Raw genomic sequence first — 21,070 nt, forward strand, 5'->3', positions numbered from 1 at the left:
CGGTCGCCGTCTTATTCCTTGGTCGACAGATCCTGGGTGAACAGCCTGTCCAGGGTCTGCTCGTAGTGGTGGTAACCGAGAAAATCGTAGAGGGACTCCCGGGTCTGCATGGTGTCGACCACGGCGCGCTGGTGGCCGTCACGGCGAAGCGTCTGATAGACGTTGAGGGCGGCCTGGTTGGCGGCGCGGGCGGCGCTCAGGGGGTAGAGCACCATGTCGACGCCATGCAAGGCGAGCGCCTCCTTGTCAAACAGCTCGGTCTTGCCGAACTCGGTCATGTTGGCGAGGATCGGCACCCCGGCCGCCTGCCTGAAACGGTCGTACTGCTCGAGCTCGGTGACCGCTTCGGCGAAGATCATGTCGGCGCCCGCCTCCACATAGGCGGCGGCCCGCTCCAGGGCCGAGCCCAGCCCTTCCACCGCCAGGGCGTCGGTGCGGGCCATGATGACGAAACTCTCGTCCTGGCGGGCATCCACCGCCGCCTTGATCCTGTCCACCATCTCCGAGACCGTGACCACCGCCTTGTTCGGCCTGTGGCCGCAGCGCTTCTGGGCCACCTGATCTTCCATGTGGACGGCGGCCACACCGCCACGCTCGAAGGCGCGAATGGTGCGGGCGATGTTGAAGGCGCCCCCCCAGCCGGTGTCGATGTCCACCAGGAGTGGCACCTGGGTGACAGCCGTGATGCGTTCGGCATCGATGAGCACGTCATTCATGGAAGTCATGCCGAGGTCCGGCAGGCCATAGGAGGCGTTCGCTACCCCGGCGCCGGAGAGATAGAGGGCCTGGAAGCCGCTGCGCTCTGCCATCAGCGCCATGTAGGCATTGATGGTGCCGACAATCTGCAGGGGCTTTTCGTTGGCCAGGGCCGTGCGAAAACGCTTGCCGGCCGAGGGGGAGAGGTTGGACATGGTGACTCCTTTCATGGGGTGCGTGTCTGCTGGATGTGTAGGGTGAACGGTATTATCTCACACTACGTTTACGTTAACGTCAATTATGCTTAGGTCCAAGGTCGTATCAAGTGTGCTCTCCCCTGACGGACCCCTGGCAACGCCAGCACCACAGACTCGTTGGAACCATTTTTTGGTGTGATGCATCGTGTGGGAGAGCGGTGAACCTGGGAAAATGCCGAGTGTTTTTTGGCCAAATCGGGGCTTTTGGGGTCAAAATCTTGCGCGGCGTCAAACAGGATGCAAATTGTGTCTCAGCCATCCTCCCCGACTGGGTCTCTGCGTTGCTTGCCCGTAGGCGTTTGGCTACGCTCAGTGGGTGATCAAACAAGGGGTGTGCGCCATGAAGAAAAGCCAGGTTCATCTCATCGACGAAGAGGTGGATTTTCCTGCCAATGAACAGCTGGTCTCCACTACGGACCTGCAGGGTGTGATCACCTACGCCAATGATCACTTCTGCCGGGTAGCGGGGTACAGCCGGGCCGAGCTCATCGGCCAGCACCACAACATGGTTCGCCACCCGGACATGCCCAAGGCTGCCTTTGCTGACCTCTGGGGCAAGCTCAAGCAGGGCAAACCCTAGCGCGGCATGGTGAAAAACCGCTGCAAGGATGGGCGTTACTATTGGGTGGATGCCTATGTCACCCCTATCTTCGAGCAGGGGCGGATCAATGGCTACCAGTCGGTCCGCAGTCGCGCCGCGCCGGAGATGAAAGCCGTGGCCGGGCGCACCTATGCCAGATTGAAGAGCGTGGAGCGGGGGGAGCGAAAGGGCGGATTGAGCCTGCGCCCGATGCGCCACGGGCTGGCCATCGTCGGTGTCTTGCTGATGCTGGCAGGGGGGGCCTATCTGATGGGGCCCTGGGGGCCGTTGTTCACCCTGTTGCCTCTCTTGTGGCTGGCCCTGATCTATCGTGACACCCTCATCACTACCCCCCGTTATCTGCGACAGCTCGCGGACGAATATGACAGCCTGACCCGGCTCATCTATTCGGGGGAGGATGCCAGTGCCATTGCAGACTTCCACATCAAGCTGTTGCAGGCCAGGATCCGCACCGTCCTTGGACGAGTGGACGATGCGACCCTCTCCCTGCAGGATCTCGCGGTGCATCTGAAAACAGCCTCCAGCGAGGCGAGCGCCGACATCGCCGAACAGGATGTCCAGACCCAGCAGGTGGCGACGGCCATCACCGAAATGGCGGCGACAGCCCACGAGATTGCCCGCAATATCCTGGAGACGGACAACCAGATAGCCCAGGCCAAGGCGCACTGCCAACACACCGATCAGCAGCTGGAAGATACCCAGCACAGGGTGACGGAGCTGGCCACCCAGGCAGAGCATGCCTTCACGGCCGCCGTGGCACTGGCGGAGGAATCGGACCGCATCGGTGTGCTGATGAGCGAGATCCAGGGCATTGCGGATCAGACCAATCTGCTGGCGCTCAACGCCGCCATCGAGGCTGCGCGGGCAGGGGAGCAGGGGCGAGGCTTTGCGGTGGTGGCGGACGAGGTGCGAACCCTCTCCACGCGCACCCACAAGGCGACCGAGCAGATCCAGAGCAGCATAGGCCAGATCCAGCGTACCCTGAACGGCTGGAAGGGCATGATGCAGCAGAACCTGCAACAGACCCAATCCTGCGTGACCCTGACCCGCCAGGGATCAGAGAGCCTGCATCAGGTGCTGGCGGAAATAGAACGGGTGGTGGACCTCTCGGCCCAGATCTCGACGGCGGCAGAGGAGCAGCAGGCGGTGGTGGAGGACATCAGCCGCAACGTCAACGCCATCTCCCAGCACTCCCACACCAACAGCAACAAGATGCAGGACATGGACGCCTCGAGCGACATCCTGCTCACCAAGGCTCGCCAGCTCAAATCCCTGGGGCAGACCTTCGGGTAAGAGCATTCAGACTCATGCAATGCAGGAAGGCCACCCCTGGGGTGGCCTTCCTGTTTATCGGTTTCACGGGGGTATCGGATCTGTGTGCCGGGAGATGAGCAAGTCAGCCGGACTGCTCCGCCAGCGTGATGACGCGGCCACCCTTGTCACAATACATGGCCCTGTCGGCCTGGATGAGCCACTGCTCCGGGCTCCAGTCATGCTGGTAGTGGCTGACGCCGATGCTGATGCCCACCTGCATCGGCTGGTCATTGACCACGAAGGGGGCCTGCATGGCCTGGCGGATCACGGCGGTGACCTCCTCTGCCTGACGGATATCGTAGCCCGGCAGCAGCAGGATGAACTCGTCCCCCGCCAAGCGGGCAAAATAGCACTGGTGGCCGATGGCGCCGTGGATCCGTCGGGCCAGCTGGCAGAGGATGGCATCCCCGTGGCTGTGGCCGAAGTTGTCGTTGATGCGCTTGAAGTCATTGAGATCGCAAAACAGCAGGCAGCCCGGATTGTCGCTTTGCACCTGGTGTTTCAACTGCTCCATCAGGCTCAGTCGATTGGGCAGCCCGGTAAGGGGATCGAGGCGGGCCAGTTGCAGTATCTCCTGCTCTCGCTGTTTGCGCAGGGCCACTTCCTGGTTGAGCCGCTTGTTGCTCATCAGAAGATAGAGGGAGAGCAGCAGGATGAGACCACCAACCCCCAGGCTCAGCAGGAACCATGGACGCCAGAAGCTCCACTGTTCTGAGGGAACCTGATAGAGAAAACGGGTCAGGGAGACCGGTTTGGCAAGGAGGCCTATCTCCACCAGCTGCTGCATGATGTGAGCGAAGCGATCCGGATTCATATACCCGATCTCCACATAGAGCGGCTGGATCATCTCCTTGCTCATCTGCAACTCTTATTCCATGTGGGCCTGACTGCGGTTGACGCCATACTCTGTGCGCAGCAGGGCGATGGCTTCCTCGGGGTGGGTGAGGGCATAGCGCCATCCCTTGAGGCTGGCTGCACGAAAACGTGCCACCCGCTCCGGATTAAGCCGCTCCTGTGCCTGGGTGGTGAAGAGAATGTCGCTGTAGAAATCGATGCCGTAGTTGCGAGGGTTGATGACGGACACCGAGATGCCGCGCTCTTCCAGATAGAAGGGCTCATTGCTCAGATAGGCGTTGAAGATGTCTATCCGGCCGGCGATCAGATCGTCGATGTTGACCGAAGTGGGTACCGGGATGAGCTGGCGCTCGTGAAGCCCCTGATAGTAGAGGGTGGCCAGCAGTTCGGCATCCTGATGACCCGGAAACATCATGATCCGTTTGCCACGCATGTCCGCAACGGTGAGAATGCCGCTGTCGCGGCGTGCCAGGAAGATGGAGGGAGAGTGCTGGTAGACGCTGGCCAGCGCCAGCAGCGGCTTGCCCTGGGCGTAGTGGGTCAGCACCTCGGTGTTGCCGACGCCAAAGTCGGCGCGTCCGGCCAGCACCTCCTGAACCGGACTTATTCCCTTGCCACCTGGCCTTATCTCGACATCCAGACCGGCGTCGGCGTAATACCCCTTGGCCTTGGCCATGTGATAGCCCACAAACTGGGGCTGATGCAGCCAGCGCAACTGCAATACCACCTTCTCCGGCAGATCACGTGTCCGTTCACTGGCCTGGAGGGGCGAGAAGCAAGTGATGCCAAGCAACAACAGCCAAAACAGGCATTTTTTCATTCGTGCGATTCTTGTGCTGAGGGTCCATGAAGATGGCCTGCAGGCCTGCATTCAAGTTGTTAACAAATAACATTCTAAAGGGTTATACATGTACCGGATACAATTGCAGCACAAAGATTTCATGGTGATCAACAAGCGTCCGGGCATTGGCATGCACGATGATGCCGGCGAGCCGGGTCTCGTCAATCGGGTCAGAATGGATACCGGTCTTGACCTCTATCCGGTCCATCGACTGGACAAGATGACCTCTGGGTTGGTGCTGCTGGCCCGCACCCCCGAAGCGAATCGCGCCCTCAGCATGGCTTTCGCGGCGCGGGAAGTGAGCAAGCAGTATCTGGCCCTCTCCGATCGCAAGCCGAAGAAGAAGCAGGGCTGGGTGAAGGGGGACATGGAGAAAGGGCGAGGCGGCAGCTGGATGCTGAGCCGCACCCAGGATAACCCGGCCATCAGCTGGTTCGACTCCGTTTCGGTGCGCGAGGGGCTGCGCCTTTATCGCATCAAGCCCCGGACCGGCAAGACCCATCAGATCCGGGTGGCCTTGAAGAGCGTGGGAGCCCCCATCCTCGGGGATGAGCGTTACGGCGGCACGGTGGCGGATCGCGGTTATCTGCACGCCTGGCGCCTCGCCTTCACCCTGGCAGGTGAGAGTTTCGATCTCGTCTGTCCGCCCGATGAGGGGACACTGTTCCTCCTGCCCGAGTTGCATGCCGCCATCGCAGAACTCACCGAATGAGCGCTGCAACTGCGAGTGTCTCAGCCCGCGGCTGGATCCTGGCCGACTTCGATGACACCCTGGCGCCGGATGACAGCCATGCAGGGTTGCTGCGTTTCATCTTGCGCCGCCGTATCTGGCCGCTGCTGCTGTGGCCACTGATGGCGTTCGGTGCCGTGATCTATCTGCTGCCAGGTCAGCGCAGTCGCGGCATTGCACTCATCTGGTGGGCCATCACCCTCGGGCTATCCCCCCTGGCCTGGCGCGCCCTGGTACGGCAGTACAGCCTGACCCGGCCCGGTCTGTATCGGGAGGCGCGAGCCCTCTTGATGGGAGAGGGGCACCGCTGCTGGGTCATCTCCGCGAGCCCCCGCGCCCTGGTACGAGCCCAGCTCCATCGTCAACTGCCAAGGCTCCCCCATCGCATTCTGGGCTCACGCATGCACTATCGCCTCGGTGGCCTGGTGCCGCGTTGTTATTGCCACGGCAGGCACAAGTTGCAGCCCGAGCTCCTCACCCTGGACGCCGTGCTCACCCTGAGCGACAGCCTGCACGATCTGCCGCTGCTGGCGTTGGGGGAAGAGGCCTGGCTCATCAATCCGACGCGCCGCCGTCTGCAACTGGCGCGGGCCCGCTTGCCCCACCTCAGGGTGAAAACCTGGCACCTGTAAGGCAAAGCTGACAGCCTTGCGGGACGCTAACGAGCGCAGTGCAAGGTTGGGGCTGTGATGTCACATTTCATTTACATTTTTTGGCGCGGATCCCCGCCAAACTATCTGAACGTCGCCCCTTCTCATTCCCTGCGCTCGCCACTCTAATGAAACAAGTTGTTAACAATGCCGTGCGGGCTGCCTGTCGAGCCCTTGCGGCGTGAACCGTTTCGTTATCAGTTCATCGCAAGGAGCGCATCATGACCACCCCTTCTTCCCGTACTCACACCATCAACCCCCTTGGCACCGACGGGTTTGAGTTCGTCGAGTACACGGCGCCGGATCTCAAGGGCATTGCGGCCCTCAAGGCGCTGTTCGTCTCACTGGGCTTTGCCGAAGTGGCCAAGCACAGGCACAAGCAGTGCTGGCTCTATCGCCAGGGGGACATCAACTTCGTGGTCAATGCCGAGCCCCACTCCCAGGCGGAGGAGTTTGCCCGGGCCCATGGTCCGAGCGTGTGCGGCATGGCGTTTCGGGTGAGCGATGCCGGCCGTGCCCAGCAGTACGCCATTGGCCAGGGGGCCAAGCCGTTTGTGGGCAAAATCGGCCCCATGGAACTCAACATCCCCGCCATCTACGGCATCGGCGAGAGTACCCTCTCCTTTGTCGATCGCTATGGCGAGCGGGGCTCCATCTATGACGTGGACTTTATCTTCTACCCCGACTGGCAGGCCCGCATGGCCGAGGTGGACGCAGGGCTCTATGAGATCGACCACCTGACCCACAACGTCCATCGCGGCAACATGAACCTCTGGTCGAATTTCTACGAGCGGATCGGCAACTTCCGGGAAATCCGCTACTTCGACATCGAGGGCAAGCTGACCGGACTGCACTCGCGCGCCATGACGGCCCCCTGCGGCAAAATTCGCATTCCCATCAACGAGTCGGCAGACGACAAGTCCCAGATAGAGGAGTACCTGCGTCAGTACAAGGGGGAGGGGATCCAGCACATCGCGCTCGCCTCTGCCGACATCTATCACACCATCCGCACGCTCAGAGGGCGGGGAACCGGCTTCATGCCGACGCCGGACACCTACTACGAGAAGGTGGACAGCCGGGTGGCGGGTCATCAGGAGGATCTGGCGGCGCTGAAGACGCTGCGCATCCTCATCGACGGCTCGCCGACGAAGGACGGCATTCTGCTGCAGATCTTCACCGATACCGTGATCGGTCCCGTGTTCTTCGAGATCATCCAGCGCAAGGGCAACGAGGGCTTTGGTGAGGGCAACTTCCAGGCACTGTTCGAATCCATCGAGCTGGATCAGATCCGCCGTGGCGTGCTGGACGGATCCACGCAAGGGGAGGTGAACGGTGCCGCGCAGGGCCAGAAAAACGGAGAACCGAGTGATGCGTAACTGGATAAGCTTCCCCCATCGGGAGGGAACCCACTCCCGCCAGGCCCATGCCGATCTGCCGGAGCAGGCCATCTATGAGCGCGAGCTGGGGCGCTCGGGCTTCTTCGGCCCCGCCACCCACATGCACCACAAGCATGCTCCCACCGACTGGGTCAACTGGGAAGGGCCGCTTCGGCCACGGGCGTTTGACTTGAACGATCTGCAGGAGGAGGTGAGCTCCCTCTCCCCCTGGGTGATGCCGGATATTCTCAGCAACCCCCACTGCCGCTACCGCATCTGGCGCCTGCATGAGCCCATGCCGTTTCTGGTGCGCAACGCCGATGGCGACGAGCTCCTGTTCATTCACGAGGGGAGCGGCGAGTTCTACTGCGACTACGGGCACCTCATCTTGAGAGATGGCGACTATGTGGTGATCCCCCGTGGCACCATGTGGCGCATCGAGCCCACCGCGCCCCTCTTCATCCTGATGATCGAGGCGACGGAAGACAGTTATCAGCTGCCGGACAAGGGACTGGTGGGCAATCACGCCATCTTCGATCCGGCGGCCCTGGACGTGCCCGCCATCAACGAGCGCTTCCTGGCCCAGCAGGATGAAAACCCCTGGTCGCTGCAGATCAAGCGCCACGATCAGGTCTCGGTCGTCACCTGGCCGTTCAACCCGCTGGATGCACAAGGGTGGCACGGGGACTTGTGCGTGGTGCGCCTCAACTGGCGGGATATCCGCCCGCTGATGAGCCACCGCTACCACCTGCCTCCCTCGGCCCACTCCACCTTCGTGGCGAGCCGTTTTGTCATCTGCACCTTCGTGCCGCGTCCCATCGAGATCGACCCAGGTGCCCTGCGGGTGCCTTTCTACCACAGCAATGACGACTTCGACGAAGTGCTCTTCTACCACGCCGGGGACTTCTTCAGCCGGGACAACATCAAGCGGGGCATGGTCACCTTCCACCCTGCCGGCTTCACCCATGGTCCTCATCCCAAGGCCTTTGCGGCGGGGCTGGCCCATGCCAAGACCTTCACCGACGAGGTGGCGGTGATGCTCGACACCCGTGATGCCCTGGCCGTCGGCCCGATCTGCGAAGGGGTCGAACACCCCGGTTATGTCACCAGCTGGCAGCGTCCAGAGACGCTCGGCAAATAAGGAATTCGATATGAAATTGGCAACCCTGAACAATGGCAAGCGCGACGGCGCCCTGGTGGTGGTGAGCCGCGATCTGGCGCGCGCCGTCCATGTGACGACCATTGCCCCGACCCTGCAGTCGGCCCTCGACCAGTGGGGCGAAGTGGCGCCGCAATTGGCGAAGGTTTATCAGCGACTCAACGAGGGCGCCTGCCCCGACGCCTTCCCCTTCGATGAGGAGGCGTGCCTCTCCCCGCTGCCTCGCGCCTACCAGTGGATTGACGGCAGTGCCTACGTCAATCACGTGGAGCTGGTGCGCAAGGCGCGCGGCGCCGACATGCCAGAAAGCTTCTGGCACGATCCCCTGATGTATCAGGGAGGCTCTGACAGCTTCCTGCCACCCCGTGGCCCCATCGTGATGGGCTCCGAGGAGTGGGGCATAGATTTTGAGTCGGAAGTGGCCGTCATCACCGACGACGTGCCCATGGGCACCCGTTCGCAGGGGGCGGCGAGTCACATCAAGCTCTTGATGCTGGTCAACGACGTGAGCCTGCGCAACCTCATCCCCGGGGAGCTTGCCAAGGGCTTCGGCTTCTTCCAGTCCAAGCCCTCCAGCAGCTTCTCGCCGGTGGCCATCACCCCGGACGAGCTGGGGGATGACTGGCGCGATGGCAAGGTCCACCTGCCCCTGGTGACCCACCTCAACGGCGCCCTGTTCGGGCAGCCCGACGCTGGGGTGGACATGACCTTCACCTTCCATGAGCTGATTGCCCATGCCGCCAAGACAAGGCCGCTCGGGGCGGGCTGCATCATCGGCTCGGGCACCGTCTCCAACTACGACAGAAGCCGGGGATCCTCCTGCCTTGCCGAGCGGCGGATGCTGGAAATTATCGAGTCAGGTCAAGCCACTACACCCTTTCTGCGCTTTGGTGATACAGTGTCCATCGCGATGCAGGATCGCAACGGGATGAGTCTGTTTGGCACCATTTTGCAGCGGGTCACGCAAGCAACGGCCGAGCGGGCGAGCTAGGAGAGCCCGACCCCGGGAGGGGCGGGCGACACGGCAGGTGGCAGACACCTGCCACCACAGGGACACACTATGCTGCAGTTGTTTGGATATTGGCGCTCATCGGCCAGCTTTCGCGTGCGTTTGGTACTGCAACTCAAGGGGCTCGATTATGAGCAGCACCCGGTCAACTTGCGGCAGGGTGAGCAGAAGGAGAAGGCCTACCGCCGGGTCAATCCCCAGGGGCTGGTGCCGTTTCTCGTGGACGATGACGTGCATCTGGGTCAGTCGGTGGCCATCATGGAGTACCTCGACGAGACCTATCCCGCCTACCCCCTGATGCCCTCCGCCCCCATCGAGCGCGCCCGGGTGCGCCAGATAGTCAACATGATCGCCTGTGACACCCACCCCCTCAACAACCTGCGCGTGCTGCACTACTTGGAGCAGGAGTTGGGGCAGAGCAAGATGGCGCGGGATGCCTGGTATCGCCACTGGATAGACGAGACCTTCACCGCGCTGGAGCAGCTTCTCATGACCACCGCCGGCATCTATTGCGTGGGCAATGAGGTTACCCTGGCGGACTGCATGCTGGTGCCCCAGGTCTACAACGCCCGCCGCTTCGACATGACCCTGGATGACTACCCCACCATTGCGCGCATCGTCGCCAACTGCGAGCAGTTGCAGGCCTTTATCAAGGCCGCCCCCGCCAATCAGCCGGATGCCCAGCCCTGAAGCTGTGCAGACCGGACCAGCGGGTTGGCCCGGTCTGCTGTCTCTTTCCTTGCCCGAGTTATCTTGCTCGCCTCAGGGCGTGCCATTGGCCCCATAGCGTCGAAACCCCGGCCGCTCTTTCAGTCGCAGGTAGTAGTCGTCCACGGTGGGTAGCGACGGGCGATCATAGGGCGTCTCCAGCCAGCGGTTGACTGACAGCCCGATGGGAATGTCTGCCAGCGAGAAGTGCGGACCGGCCACATATCCTCCGGTTGTTTGAAGCTGTCTCTCCAGGATCTCCATGCAGTGAGACCACTGCAGGCAAGCTGCGTGAAGGGCCTGATGGTCTTGATGCTGGGGGGAGCGCCTCACCAGCGACAGGAAGGCGTAGCGCCAGGCGGTGTTCAAGTCCGATGCCTGCCAGTCAATCCATTGATCGACCCGAGCCCTGGCTCTCGCCTCGGCGGGATAGAGTGCATTGGCACCATGGCGCGTCGCCAGGTAGCGGATGATGGTGTTCGACTCCCACAGCGTAAAATCCTCATCCTGAATGACGGGCACCATGGCATTGGGGTTGAGTGCCAGAAACGCCGGGGTATCCGTGGGTTTGAAGCCGGATCCCCACTCCTCCAGTTCGAACGGGAGGGTCAGCTCGGCACAGGTCCACAGTACCTTGCGCACATTGATTGACGACGCCTTGCCCAGTATTCGCAACATCTTTTTCGTCCTTGTCCGGGGTGATGGATGGCCTGTTTGTCGCAGACATGCCACTTCCCTGTTTGCGTAGCCATCAGGGCCCTGCACTGTCACTGACCGTGCGGTGCCCTGTTTTATTGACTGGCGAGTCAGCCGTGGGTGGTCCTGGGCTGGAAATAGGCGATAAATTTGCCGAGTTTCTCCCCGTCGTAACTCTTCCCCTTCTCCAGCAGCCCGGTGTTGAAGGACTCGAGCAGCCTGCCCTTGGCATCCAGCACGTAGAAGTGGGGCACCCCCAGATACTCGGGGTAGGCTTTCAGGAAGGATTCATTCTTGTTCTGCTCGCTGACGTTCACCTTGACCACCACGAAGGTGCGGTTGAGCTGGCCGGCGAGATCGGGTTCCCGGTCCAGAAAGCGGTTCATCTCCTGGCACCAGCTGCACCATTCGCCCCCCACCAGCAGCAGGACTTTCTTGCCCTCGGCACTGGCCTTGGCGGTGGCGGCAGCGAGATCGCGGGCCGGATCCCGCGTCTCGTCATAACCCTGGCTGTAAGCGGGCAGGCTCTGACTCCAGAGGTGGTCGCCCGCGCAGGCGGCGCCATTGAAAAGGAGGGTGCCCAGTATCAGGGGCAGTAACAGTCGTTTCATGGTCTCTTCCTTGTGTCGTTATCTTTGCTTCCAGGCGCAGACAATGTGACACGAGGCGTTTCCTGCGCCAAGCCGCAAACAGGGAAGGGGAAGGCAAAAAGCGGCAATGGAATGGCAGAAAACAACAAAGCCCCTCGAGAGGGGCTTTGTATTCAGGTCAGGGGCGATCAGTAACCCTGCTGGTGGACATCCATCACGGCGCGACCGGAGGGGTCGGCCATCTCCTTGAACTTGGCATCCCACTCCAGCGCCGTCGGGGTGGAGCAGGCGACCGACTTGCCGTAGGGCACGGTGCGGGCGGCGGACTCCAGCGGGAAGTGCTCGTCGAAGATGGCGCGGTAGTAGTACGCCTCCTTGGTGAGCGGGGTATTGACGGGGAAGCGGAAGGCCGCGGCCTCGAACATCTGATCCGTCACCTCTTCCTCGACCATGGCTTTCAGGCTGTCAATCCACGAATAGCCCACACCGTCGGAGAACTGCTCCTTCTGGCGCCACGCCACTTCGTGGGGCAGCAGATCCTCGAAGGCTTCCCGCAGGATGTGCTTCTCGATCTTGCCCTTGCCGCACATCTTGTCGGCGGGATTGAGGCGCATCGCCACGTCCATGAACTCCTTGTCGAGGAAGGGCACGCGGCCTTCCACGCCCCAGGCAGCCATGGACTTGTTGGCCCGCAGGCAGTCATAGAGGTGCAGGGAGGCGAGCTTGCGCACGTTCTCCTCGTGGAACTCACGGGCGTTGGGGGCCTTGTGGAAGTAGAGGTAGCCGCCGAACAGCTCGTCGGAGCCCTCTCCCGACAGCACCATCTTGATGCCCATCGCCTTGATGTAGCGGGCCATCAGATACATGGGCGTGGAGGCGCGGATGGTGGTGACGTCATAGGTCTCGAGGTGATAGATGACGTCCCGCAGGGCATCCAGTCCTTCCTGCACGGTGAAGTGGATCTGGTGGTGGATGGTGCCCAGGTGATCGGCCACCTTGCGGGCGGCGGCGAGATCCGGTGACCCTTCCAGGCCGACGGCGAAGGAGTGCAGCTGGGGCCACCAGGCTTCGCTCTTGCCATCGTCTTCCACCCGGCGGGCGGCATAGAGCTTGGTGATGGCGGAGATGACGGACGAATCCAGACCACCGGAGAGCAGCACGCCATAGGGCACGTCGCACATCAGCTGGCGCTTGACCGCCGCTTCCAGGGCCGCTTTGAGCTCGGCCTTGTCGCTGACGTTGTGCTCGACCGGCGCGTATTCCATCCAGTCCCGTTTGTACCAAGTTTTAAGCTCGCCATCCTTGCTCCACAGGTAGTGTCCCGGCGGGAAGGTCTCGACGCTCTTGCACACGGGCACCAGGGCCTTCATCTCGGAGGCGACATAGAAGTTGCCGTGTTCGTCGCGGCCGGTATAGAGGGGGATGATCCCCATGTGGTCGCGACCAATCAGGTAGGCATCCTGCTCGGCGTCATAGAGGATGAAGGCGAAGATGCCGTTCAGATCGTCCAGAAACGCCGGGCCTTTCTCCTTGTAGAGGGCCAGCAGCACTTCACAGTCGGAGTGGGTCTGGAACTGGAAGTCGACCTTGAGGTTCTTCTCCAGCTCCTTGTGGTTGTAGATCTCGCCGTTGACGGCCAATACGTGCGTGCGCTCGGGGTTGTAGAGAGGCTGTGCGCCATTGCCCGGATCGACGATGGCCAGGCGCTCGTGCACCAGGATGGCCTTGTCGGAGCTGTAGACGCCGGACCAGTCAGGCCCGCGGTGACGCAGTCGCTTGGACATCTCCAGGGCCGATTTGCGCAGGGCAGTGGCGTCGGTCTTGATGTCCAGAATGCCGAAAATAGAACACATTGGCGGTAATCCTCTTGATTTTTATATGAGCCCCCCACGTTTGGGCTCGAAATTCCATTTACATTCCTCGCCAATCACAATGCCTAGCGGAAAACCCTTTTGCAAGCGGGAAAACCGCAGAAAATCATGCCGTAAGCGTCAAGTTGCGCCAGGGGATGGCGGCCGTCCGGCCGTCTGAAGAGAGAGGGTCAGGGTTGACGTGCGCGTCAAGTCGCGGCGGGTTCGAAGATCACATAGAGCTTGCGACAAGGGGTGAGGGTCTCCCACTGCCCGACAAAACCGGCGGGAATGACGAACTGATCCCCAGCTTTGAGGTGCAGCCGGTCGCCCTGCTCGTCGTGGATCACCGCTTCCCCTTCCAGCATCTGGCAGTATTCGTGTTCGGTATAGTGAACGGCCCAGCAGCCCGGCTCGCAAGCCCAGAAGCCCACGTGAAACTGCTGGCTCGGGTCGGAGTAGTGGTTCCATGCCGTCTGGCTCGGCGTTCCGGCCCTGATGCGCTCGGGGGGAGGCATCAGCGGGGTGGGGGAGACAGTGTGCTTGTCCAGCAGGATCCAGTCGTTCAGGCTCTTCATGGTGCGTCCTTGAGTGGCGAAGGAGCATCCTGCTCCCGTTTAGTTTGTTTAACGATGTTGCGCTTACGTTAAACGAAACGGGCCCCCTTTGCCAAGGGGGCCCGTGCAGGCTGAAGGCTACCGGAAGGGCGGCACCCGGGATCAGACGATGTCGATGTCCACCACGGAGTCGAAGATGTGGTTCGGTCGAAACGGCATGCGGTCGATGTCCGCCACCTTGCTCACCCCGGAGAGCACCAGCACCGTCTCGAGACCGGCCTGGAAGCCAGCCAGGATGTCGGTGCGCAGGTTGTCGCCGATGATGATGGTGTCGTCGGAGTGAGCCTCCATCCGGTTGAGGGCCGCGCGAATGATCCAGGCGCTCGGCTTGCCGACGTAGAAGGGCTTCTTGCCGGTCATCCGCTCGATGGGGGCACACAGGGCGCCGCAGGCCGGGTACATCAGGGGGCCGTGGGTATCGGGGTTGGTGGCGATGAAGCGGGCCCCCTGATCCACGAACTTGGCGCCCTGCTGCATCATGGTCCAGTTGTAGTTGCGGGTCTCCCCCACCACCACGAAGTCCGGGTCGATATCGGTGATGGTGAAGCCGGCCTTGTAGAGCTCGTGGGTCAGGGCCCCTTCGCCAATCACATAGGCCTTCTTGCCATCCTGGCGCTTGAGAAAGTCGGCGGTGCCCATGGCGGAGGTGTAGAAGCACTCCTCGGGCACCTCTATTCCGGCGGATCGGAAGCGGTTTTGCAGATCTTTCTGGGTCTGGGCCGGGTAGTTGGTGAGGAACAGGAGCTTGCTGCCCTGTTCCAGCAGGCGGTGGACGAAGCGGTCGGCGCCGGGAATGAGATCGTTGTTGTGCAGGATGACGCCGTCAATGTCACAGATGACGTTTTTCTTCATGAATTCTCCTTGTAGGGCGCAAGAGCGGGGACAGGGCCTCCCTCTGTTCGTCTCTTCAATCGGTTATGGTTTTTGTGCCGCCATTATAAGGCCCTTTGATGACAAGTCTCCTCCGGCGGGCCAGATGGGTGCACAATGAAGGCGAAGGGAGGGCGCCGCCCCGGTGGTGTCCGCACGAAGTCTGATTATGGAGCCGTCATCATGGAGCACTTTATTGCCGGCTTGCCCAAGCTGGAACTGCACCTGCATATCGAGGGGACCCTCGAACCCGAGCTGATGTTCGCCCTCGGCCAGCGCAACGGGGTGGCGCTGCCCTGGCCTGATGTCGACAGCCTGCGCGCCGCCTATGAGTTCGACGGCCTGCAATCCTTCCTCGATCTCTACTACCTCGGCGCCAGCGTGCTCATCCACGAACAGGATTTCTTCGACCTCACCTGGGCCTATCTCGAGCGCTGCGTTGCCGATCACGTGGTGCACGTGGAGATCTTCTTCGACCCCCAGACCCACACCGCCCGCGGCGTGTACTTTGCCACCGTGCTGGGGGGCATCGAGCGGGCGCTGCAGGCTGGCGAAGCAGCCTTTGGCATCAGCTGGCGTCTTATCATGAGCTTCCTGCGCCACCTGAGTGAAGAGGCGGCATTCGCCACCCTGGCAGAGGCCACGCCGCACCTGGCGCGCCTGCACGGGGTCGGCCTCGACTCGGGGGAGCGGGGCAACCCGCCCAGCAAGTTTGCCCGGGTCTTCGCTCGCTGCCGCGAGCTGGGGCTGCCGCTGGTGGCCCATGCCGGCGAGGAGGGGCCGGCTGACTACATCTGGCAGGCGATCCGGGAGCTCGGGGTGCAACGCATCGATCACGGGGTGCGCTGCGTCGAGGATCCCTCGCTGCTGAGCTATCTGGCGGATACCCGGCTGCCCCTCACCGTCTGCCCCCTCTCCAACGTGCGGCTCAGGGTGTTTGACCAGATGGCCCACCACAATGTGCTGAGGTTGCTGGAGCAGGGGCTCTGCGTCACCGTGAACTCCGACGATCCCGCCTATTTCGGGGGATACCTGGGGGCCAACTTTCAGGCCCTGGCCGACGGGCTTGGCGCCAGTCAGGAGCAGCTGTGCCGCCTCAGTCTCAATGCCGTGGAGGCGAGCTGGCTGAGCCTTGCGGACAAGGTGCGCCTGACCCGTGACATTCGCCTCCATGCCGCCCTGCACGGGGTGAGCCTGCATTGAGCAGGCCGTCTTGCACACCTTGAATGCAGGATGCCCGCCATGGCGGGCCACTTTGTGCCATCGTTGGGCGGGTATCAACCCACCCTCACCAGATATTTTTCCCCTTGGCCCTCCTGCTTGACGCGGGTGAGCAGGGCAGGCAGGGCGTCGAAGTTGCCCACCACCAGCGGCGGCGGGGTCAGCTCGCCGCTCGCCATCTGCGCCATCATGGCGACACCGGCCGCCACCAGACGGCTCCACTGTTTGTCCGAGCCAAAGGCGTGCTGGGCGCCGAGGGCAATCTCGTGCAATGAGTGGCAATGGCTAAAGGCGGGCAGCGGGTTGCGCGCGATGCGCCCGAGCACCGTCACCATGTGGCCGTAATAGCCAAGGGCAGGCAGCAAGGCTTCTGCCTGCTGGCTGGAGACCAGATCGATGATCCCCTCGAAGGGTTCACCGCCGTTGGCGGCCTGCAACTGGACCAGCCAGTCGGGATCCCGATAGTCCGCCACCCCCTGCACGCCTAGCTGTTTGAGCCACTGGTGGTGGCGCGGGCTGGCGCTGGCAAAGACGCGGGCACCCTTCTGGAGGGCAAGTTGCACCGCGAAGCGGCCGACACTGCTGCCAGCCCCCGAGATGAGCAGGGCCTCCCCGTGCAGGTGCGGCAGCTTGGCCAGCGCCTGCCAGGCGGTGAGGCCGGGGCAGGGGAGCGCGGCGGCCGCCTCGTCGCTCAGGGCATCGGGCACCGGCATCAGGGCGCGAGCCGGCACCAGGGTGTGGCGGGCAAAGCTGCCGCCATGGCGCAGGTCGGTGTGATAGGCGACCCGGGTGCCGGGGCGCAGGTGGGTGACGTTGGCCCCCAGCGCCACCAGGGTGCCCATGCCATCGACGCCAGGCACATGGCCTGGCTGCCAGTGGGGATGACCCTGTTCGATGAGTTTCCAGTCCACCGGATTGAAGGCGATGATCCGGTTGGCGACGAGAACCTCATCGGGGCCGGGGGTGGGGAGCGCTTGCCGGGTGAGGGTGAGCTGGTCAGGTTCGCCGGGGGCGTGCCAGCACCAGGCATGGGTGTGGGTCATAGTGACTCCTTGAAAGAGAGGTGGCGCAGATTGAGTTATATGGCGTAACAATGTCTTGAGTTGTTGTTGCACTGGCGAGACAACAAGGCGGACCCCACGCTGGTGGGGCCCGCCCGGTAAGGCGTTCGGCGCGAGCCGCCTTATGCCCGCTCTGCCCCATAGACGGGGTAATCGGTCAGCCCTTTCTCGCCGCCGCCAAACAGGGTGGCGGGATCATGGGGAGCGAACGGATGGCCGTGGCGCAGGCGGTTCGGCAAGTCGGGGTTTGCCACGAAGGGGCGACCGAAGCCAATCATGTCGGCCCAGCCTGCCTCAATGGCGGCGCGGGCGCGTTCCCCATCGTACTTGCCGGCGTAGATGAGGGTGTTGGGGAAGGCATCGCGCAGCCCCTGCTTGAAGCTCTCCGCCATCAGGGGGGCGTCGTCCCAGTCCGCTTCGGCGACGTGCAGATAGACCACGCCGAGCTGGCCCAGCAGGTGCGCGGCGGCCAGATAGGTCTCCTGGGGGTTGGCATCCACGGTGCCGTTGAGGGTGGTGAGCGGCGCAAGGCGTACCCCGACCCGGTCGGGACCGATCTCGTCACAGACCGCCTCGGTCACCTCTTTGAGGAAACGCAGCCGGTTTTCGAGCGAACCGCCATAGCCGTCGGTGCGGGTATTGGACTCGGAGTCGAGGAACTGGTTGATGAGGTAGCCGTTGGCGGCGTGCAACTCGATGCCGTCAAAGCCCGCCTCCATGGCGTTGCGGGCGGCCTGGCGAAACTGCCCCACCACGGCGTCGATGTCGGCCTGGGTCATGGCGCGCGGGGTGACGGTCTCCACAAACCCCGGGGCATCGCTGCCGTTGTCGACGAACACCTTCACTCCCTTGGCCTGGATGGCGGAGGAGGAGAGGGGCTGGGCGCCGCCGATGTTGTCAGGATGGGTGACCCGGCCCACGTGCCAGAGCTGGGCGAACATGATGCCCCCCTCGGCGTGGACCGCGTCTGTTACCTGCTTCCAGCCTGCCACTTGCTCGGCGCTGTGGATGCCCGGCGTCCAGGCGTAGCCCTTGCCCAGGGGGTCTATCTGGGTGCCTTCGCTGATGATGAGGCCGGCCCCGGCACGCTGGGCGTAGTAGGTCGCCATCATGGCGTTGGCCACGTCCCCGGGCTGGCTGGCGCGGGAGCGAGTCATGGGGGGCATGACGATGCGGTTGGCAAGGTGCAGCTGGCCGAGGCGAAGGGGGCAGAACAGGGGATCGTGGTGCATGATGGATTCCTCAATCTTTGGGAGTGAGGTGACTCTAAAGGGGATTGTTATTGTGAAAAAGAGGGGGTATTGCAGAAGAGAATTGCCGTTATCGCAGCAATGGCCCGGGAGGGGCCGGGCTCGCGCCAGAAAAAAGAGGGCCAAAGGCCCTCTTTTGCTGCATTGCCACCGATGATCAGGGGGAGAGTGGGGTAACCCGTACTCGCTCGATGCGCCGCTCGCTCACGGCCATGACCTCGAAGCAGAACTGGCCGAGGTGCAACTGCTGACCGACGTCGGGCAGACTGCCGAAGTGGGAGAGCAGCATGCCCGCCAGGGTCACGTACTCGTCGCTCTCGCTCACCAGACCGTCGCAGTTCAGGGCCTGCTCCACCTGATGGATGTTGGTGGTGCCGTGGATGAGCCAATGCTCGCCCTCGCGCACCACATCGGGGGTCTCGTCCTCGTCCGGCAGCTCGCCGACGATGGCCTCCAGCAGATCGTGGTTGGTGACCAGCCCCTGGATGACGCCAAACTCGTCCGCCACCAGAATGAGGCTGCCCCTGGCCTGACGCAGCTCCGCCAGCAGCCGGATCACGTTGATGGTCTGGGGCACGATGGCAGGCTCGTTCTGTCTGGCAAGTGCTGCCAGGGATTGCCCCTCGTTGAGGGCAAACAGCAGATCCCGAGCCTTGACCACCCCGATGATCTCGTCCAGCTCCCCGTCACAGACCGGGAACAGGCTGTGGGGGGCCCGTTGCAGCAGGGCGCGGATCTCGTCCTCGCTGTCGCTCACGTCGATCCACTCCATCTCGGAGCGCGGGGTCATGATGGTGCGAATGGAACGCTCGGCCAGCGACAGCACGCCGCTCACCATGTAACGCTCCTCTTCACCGAAACCGGGGGGCAGGGGCTGAGCCTGCACCTCTTCTTCGTCCTCCTGCGGGTGGGCTGAGCGTTTGTTCCCCCCCATCAGCTTGAAGATGGCGGCGGTGGTGCGCTCGCGCAGGGGCTGGCGCGCCTCATGGCGCAGGGCACTGCGCTGGGCGAGCTGGTTGAAGAACTCGATGAGCACCGAGAAGCCGATGGCCGCGTAGAGGTAGCCCTTCGGAATGTGGAAGCCGAAGCCCTCCGCCACCAGGCTGAAGCCGATCATCAAGAGGAAGCTCAGGCAGAGCACCACCACAGTGGGGTGGGCGTTGACGAAGCGGGTCAGGGGCTTGGAGGCGAGCACCATCACCACCATGGCGATGGTCACGGCCGCCATCATGACGCCGAGGTGATCCACCATGCCGACGGCGGTGATGATGGAGTCCAGGGAGAAGACCGCATCCAGCACCAGGATCTGGGCGATCACCACCCCGAACCCGGCATAGACGCCGGTGCCGCCTTGCTCCTCGGGCTTGGCCTCGAGTCGCTCATGCAGCTCGGAGGTGGCCTTGAACAGCAGGAAGAGGCCGCCCCCCATCAGGATGAGATCCCGACCGGAGAAGGGGTGATCCCAGATGTGCAGCAGAGGAGCCGTGAGGGTGACCAGCCATGACATGATGGTGAGCAGTCCCAGGCGCATCAGCAGGGCCAGGGAGAGACCGATGATGCGCGCCTTGTCCCGCTGGGCGGGGGGCAGTTTTTTCACCAGGATGGCGATGAAGACCAGGTTGTCTATCCCGAGAACGATTTCCAGGATGATCAGGGTAAGCAGACCGACCCAGATTGACGGGTCCAGCAAGAATTCCATGTGATTGACCTCAATGAAGACAGATGCAGTGAATCGTGGTCACGGCGTGGCCGTGGTGACGGAGACGATCGCTTCAGAGGCGTTGGTTGAGCAGGTACAGATAGGCTTTGATGGGAAAAGACGAAGGGCTACTTCGGGGATTGTCCATGATGGGCAATAAAACCTCGGGTCAAAAGTGAGCCCTGATGATAACGACTCGCCGCCATTTGGCAAGGCGCTGTCCCAATTACATGTTGAAAGGCTAACCTTGAAGTAGGTCATCACCCTGAGGGCCTCCATCATGGATACCCAAGCCTTTCAACATCTACTGTCTCTCTTTCCACAGCTCACCATGCGCCAGCGTCGCCTCGCGCAACATGAACTCACTACCCCTCACCCAATCACCTCGCTGGCCGCTCAACTCCCCGCTTGTCGATGTTGCCCTCACTGTCAGGCCGAGGCTACGCAGTTGGCTCCCTGGGGTTGGAGTCGAGGGCTGCGTCGTTATCGCTGCAAGCAGTGTCTGCGCACCAGTTCCGTTCTCACCAAGACGCCTCTGGCTCGACTTCGCAAGGCACAATGCTGGGAAGACTACGCCCAGGCCCTCATCGACGGTCTGACCGTCCGACAGGCTGCCGTCCGCTGCGGAGTCTGTAAAAATACCGCCTTCTTGTGGCGTCACCGCTTCCTGAAAGCCATGGCGAGTCACCAGGCGGCACGGGAAGGGGGTATCGTCGAGGTTGATGAGACCTTCTTCTTGGAGTCGTTTAAAGGGCAACGTGGTTTGCCCCGCCCGGCCCGCCACCGTGGGGGCAAAGGCCGTACCCGAGGCACAGGGCCGGATTACATCCCGGTGATGGTGGTTCAGGACCGGGCTGGTCACCATGCGGATTTTCAGTTGGAGAAAATGAATGCCGAGACGGTGATAGCTGTTTTGACACCCCTTGTCTCGTCAGATGCGGTGTTGTGTAGCGACGGCGCCGGGGTGTATGCCAGTTTCAGCAAAGCGCAGGGAGTGACCCATCAGGTCGTGCGCAATCG

17 protein-coding genes and 2 pseudogenes are annotated in these 21,070 nt (G+C 62.5%); 9 read left to right on the forward strand and 10 right to left on the reverse strand.

Going from position 1 to position 21,070, the window contains the following annotated elements; all coding sequences use genetic code 11:
• Window positions 1-11: 11 nt before the first annotated feature.
• Window positions 12-911: a methylisocitrate lyase gene (gene prpB / locus AB5Y64_RS13100; protein WP_368203959.1), complete on the reverse strand. Its 900-nt coding sequence runs from the start codon at window positions 909-911 to the stop codon at window positions 12-14.
• Window positions 912-1,293: 382 nt separating this feature from the next.
• Between prpB and AB5Y64_RS13105 the strand changes: the two are divergent.
• Window positions 1,294-2,847: pseudogene (locus AB5Y64_RS13105) on the forward strand (methyl-accepting chemotaxis protein).
• 103 nt (window positions 2,848-2,950) lie between these two features.
• Here AB5Y64_RS13105 and AB5Y64_RS13110 read toward each other — a convergent pair.
• A pseudogene (locus AB5Y64_RS13110) lies at window positions 2,951-4,543 on the reverse strand (ABC transporter substrate-binding protein).
• Window positions 4,544-4,631: 88 nt separating this feature from the next.
• Between AB5Y64_RS13110 and AB5Y64_RS13115 the strand changes: the two are divergent.
• The 6 genes from AB5Y64_RS13115 to maiA all read left to right on the forward strand — a co-directional run bounded on the left by AB5Y64_RS13115 (window position 4,632) and on the right by maiA (window position 10,178).
• Window positions 4,632-5,276: a TIGR01621 family pseudouridine synthase gene (locus AB5Y64_RS13115; protein WP_113977541.1), complete on the forward strand. Its 645-nt coding sequence runs from the start codon at window positions 4,632-4,634 to the stop codon at window positions 5,274-5,276.
• Window positions 5,273-5,926: an HAD family hydrolase gene (locus AB5Y64_RS13120; protein ID WP_171865204.1), complete on the forward strand. Its 654-nt coding sequence runs from the start codon at window positions 5,273-5,275 to the stop codon at window positions 5,924-5,926. The genes AB5Y64_RS13115 and AB5Y64_RS13120 overlap by 4 nt, the downstream gene beginning before the upstream one ends.
• A 239-nt stretch (window positions 5,927-6,165) precedes the next feature.
• A complete protein-coding gene (hppD, locus tag AB5Y64_RS13125; protein ID WP_201872201.1) occupies window positions 6,166-7,320 on the forward strand; it encodes a 4-hydroxyphenylpyruvate dioxygenase in 1,155 nt (384 codons plus the stop codon).
• Window positions 7,313-8,461: a homogentisate 1,2-dioxygenase gene (locus tag AB5Y64_RS13130; protein WP_368203963.1), complete on the forward strand. Its 1,149-nt coding sequence runs from the start codon at window positions 7,313-7,315 to the stop codon at window positions 8,459-8,461. The genes hppD and AB5Y64_RS13130 overlap by 8 nt, the downstream gene beginning before the upstream one ends.
• Before the next feature lie 10 nt (window positions 8,462-8,471).
• Window positions 8,472-9,470 (forward strand): fumarylacetoacetate hydrolase family protein, encoded by a 999-nt coding sequence (locus AB5Y64_RS13135; RefSeq protein ID WP_043155130.1) that lies wholly within the window; start codon window positions 8,472-8,474, stop codon window positions 9,468-9,470.
• Between the two features lie 69 nt (window positions 9,471-9,539).
• Window positions 9,540-10,178 carry a maleylacetoacetate isomerase gene (maiA, locus tag AB5Y64_RS13140; protein ID WP_010675120.1) on the forward strand — a complete coding sequence of 213 codons (639 nt, stop codon included), beginning with the start codon at window positions 9,540-9,542 and terminating at the stop codon, window positions 10,176-10,178.
• 72 nt (window positions 10,179-10,250) lie between these two features.
• Here maiA and AB5Y64_RS13145 read toward each other — a convergent pair whose 3' ends face one another.
• From AB5Y64_RS13145 to AB5Y64_RS13165, 5 genes are all read right to left on the reverse strand, one after another.
• The gene (locus AB5Y64_RS13145; RefSeq protein ID WP_171865210.1) at window positions 10,251-10,874 is read right to left on the reverse strand and encodes a glutathione S-transferase family protein; all 624 of its coding nucleotides are present in this window, start codon (window positions 10,872-10,874) and stop codon (window positions 10,251-10,253) included.
• 128 nt (window positions 10,875-11,002) lie between these two features.
• Window positions 11,003-11,503 carry a thioredoxin family protein gene (locus tag AB5Y64_RS13150; RefSeq protein WP_041213051.1) on the reverse strand — a complete coding sequence of 167 codons (501 nt, stop codon included), beginning with the start codon at window positions 11,501-11,503 and terminating at the stop codon, window positions 11,003-11,005.
• Window positions 11,504-11,670: 167 nt separating this feature from the next.
• On the reverse strand, window positions 11,671-13,335 hold the full coding sequence (gene asnB, locus AB5Y64_RS13155; protein ID WP_041213050.1) for an asparagine synthase B: 1,665 nt from the start codon (window positions 13,333-13,335) through the stop codon (window positions 11,671-11,673).
• Between the two features lie 206 nt (window positions 13,336-13,541).
• Window positions 13,542-13,910, reverse strand: a complete 369-nt coding sequence (locus AB5Y64_RS13160) for a cupin domain-containing protein (protein WP_161469638.1) — start codon at window positions 13,908-13,910, stop codon at window positions 13,542-13,544.
• Window positions 13,911-14,051: 141 nt separating this feature from the next.
• Window positions 14,052-14,801, reverse strand: a complete 750-nt coding sequence (locus AB5Y64_RS13165; protein ID WP_010675115.1) for an HAD-IIA family hydrolase — start codon at window positions 14,799-14,801, stop codon at window positions 14,052-14,054.
• 201 nt (window positions 14,802-15,002) lie between these two features.
• Between AB5Y64_RS13165 and AB5Y64_RS13170 the strand changes: the two genes are divergently transcribed.
• On the forward strand, window positions 15,003-16,022 hold the full coding sequence (locus AB5Y64_RS13170) for an adenosine deaminase (protein ID WP_171865212.1): 1,020 nt from the start codon (window positions 15,003-15,005) through the stop codon (window positions 16,020-16,022).
• A 74-nt stretch (window positions 16,023-16,096) separates the two neighbouring features.
• Here AB5Y64_RS13170 and AB5Y64_RS13175 read toward each other — a convergent pair whose 3' ends face one another.
• From AB5Y64_RS13175 to AB5Y64_RS13185, 3 genes are all read right to left on the reverse strand, one after another.
• Window positions 16,097-17,083 (reverse strand): zinc-binding dehydrogenase, encoded by a 987-nt coding sequence (locus tag AB5Y64_RS13175; protein ID WP_171865214.1) that lies wholly within the window; start codon window positions 17,081-17,083, stop codon window positions 16,097-16,099.
• A 140-nt stretch (window positions 17,084-17,223) separates the two neighbouring features.
• Entirely contained in the window at window positions 17,224-18,333 is a 1,110-nt protein-coding gene (locus AB5Y64_RS13180) for an alkene reductase (protein WP_171865216.1), read from the reverse strand.
• Window positions 18,334-18,508: 175 nt separating this feature from the next.
• Complete coding sequence (locus AB5Y64_RS13185; protein ID WP_171865218.1) at window positions 18,509-20,050, reverse strand: TerC family protein; 1,542 nt, start codon at window positions 20,048-20,050, stop codon at window positions 18,509-18,511.
• 280 nt (window positions 20,051-20,330) lie between these two features.
• Here AB5Y64_RS13185 and AB5Y64_RS13190 point away from each other — a divergent pair.
• On the forward strand, window positions 20,331-21,070 hold a 740-nt coding region (locus tag AB5Y64_RS13190; protein ID WP_368203555.1), incomplete at its 3' end, for an IS1595 family transposase.

The organism is Aeromonas sp. R5-1, assembly GCF_040908265.1.
GTDB classification, from domain to species: Bacteria; Pseudomonadota; Gammaproteobacteria; order Enterobacterales; family Aeromonadaceae; genus Aeromonas; species Aeromonas caviae.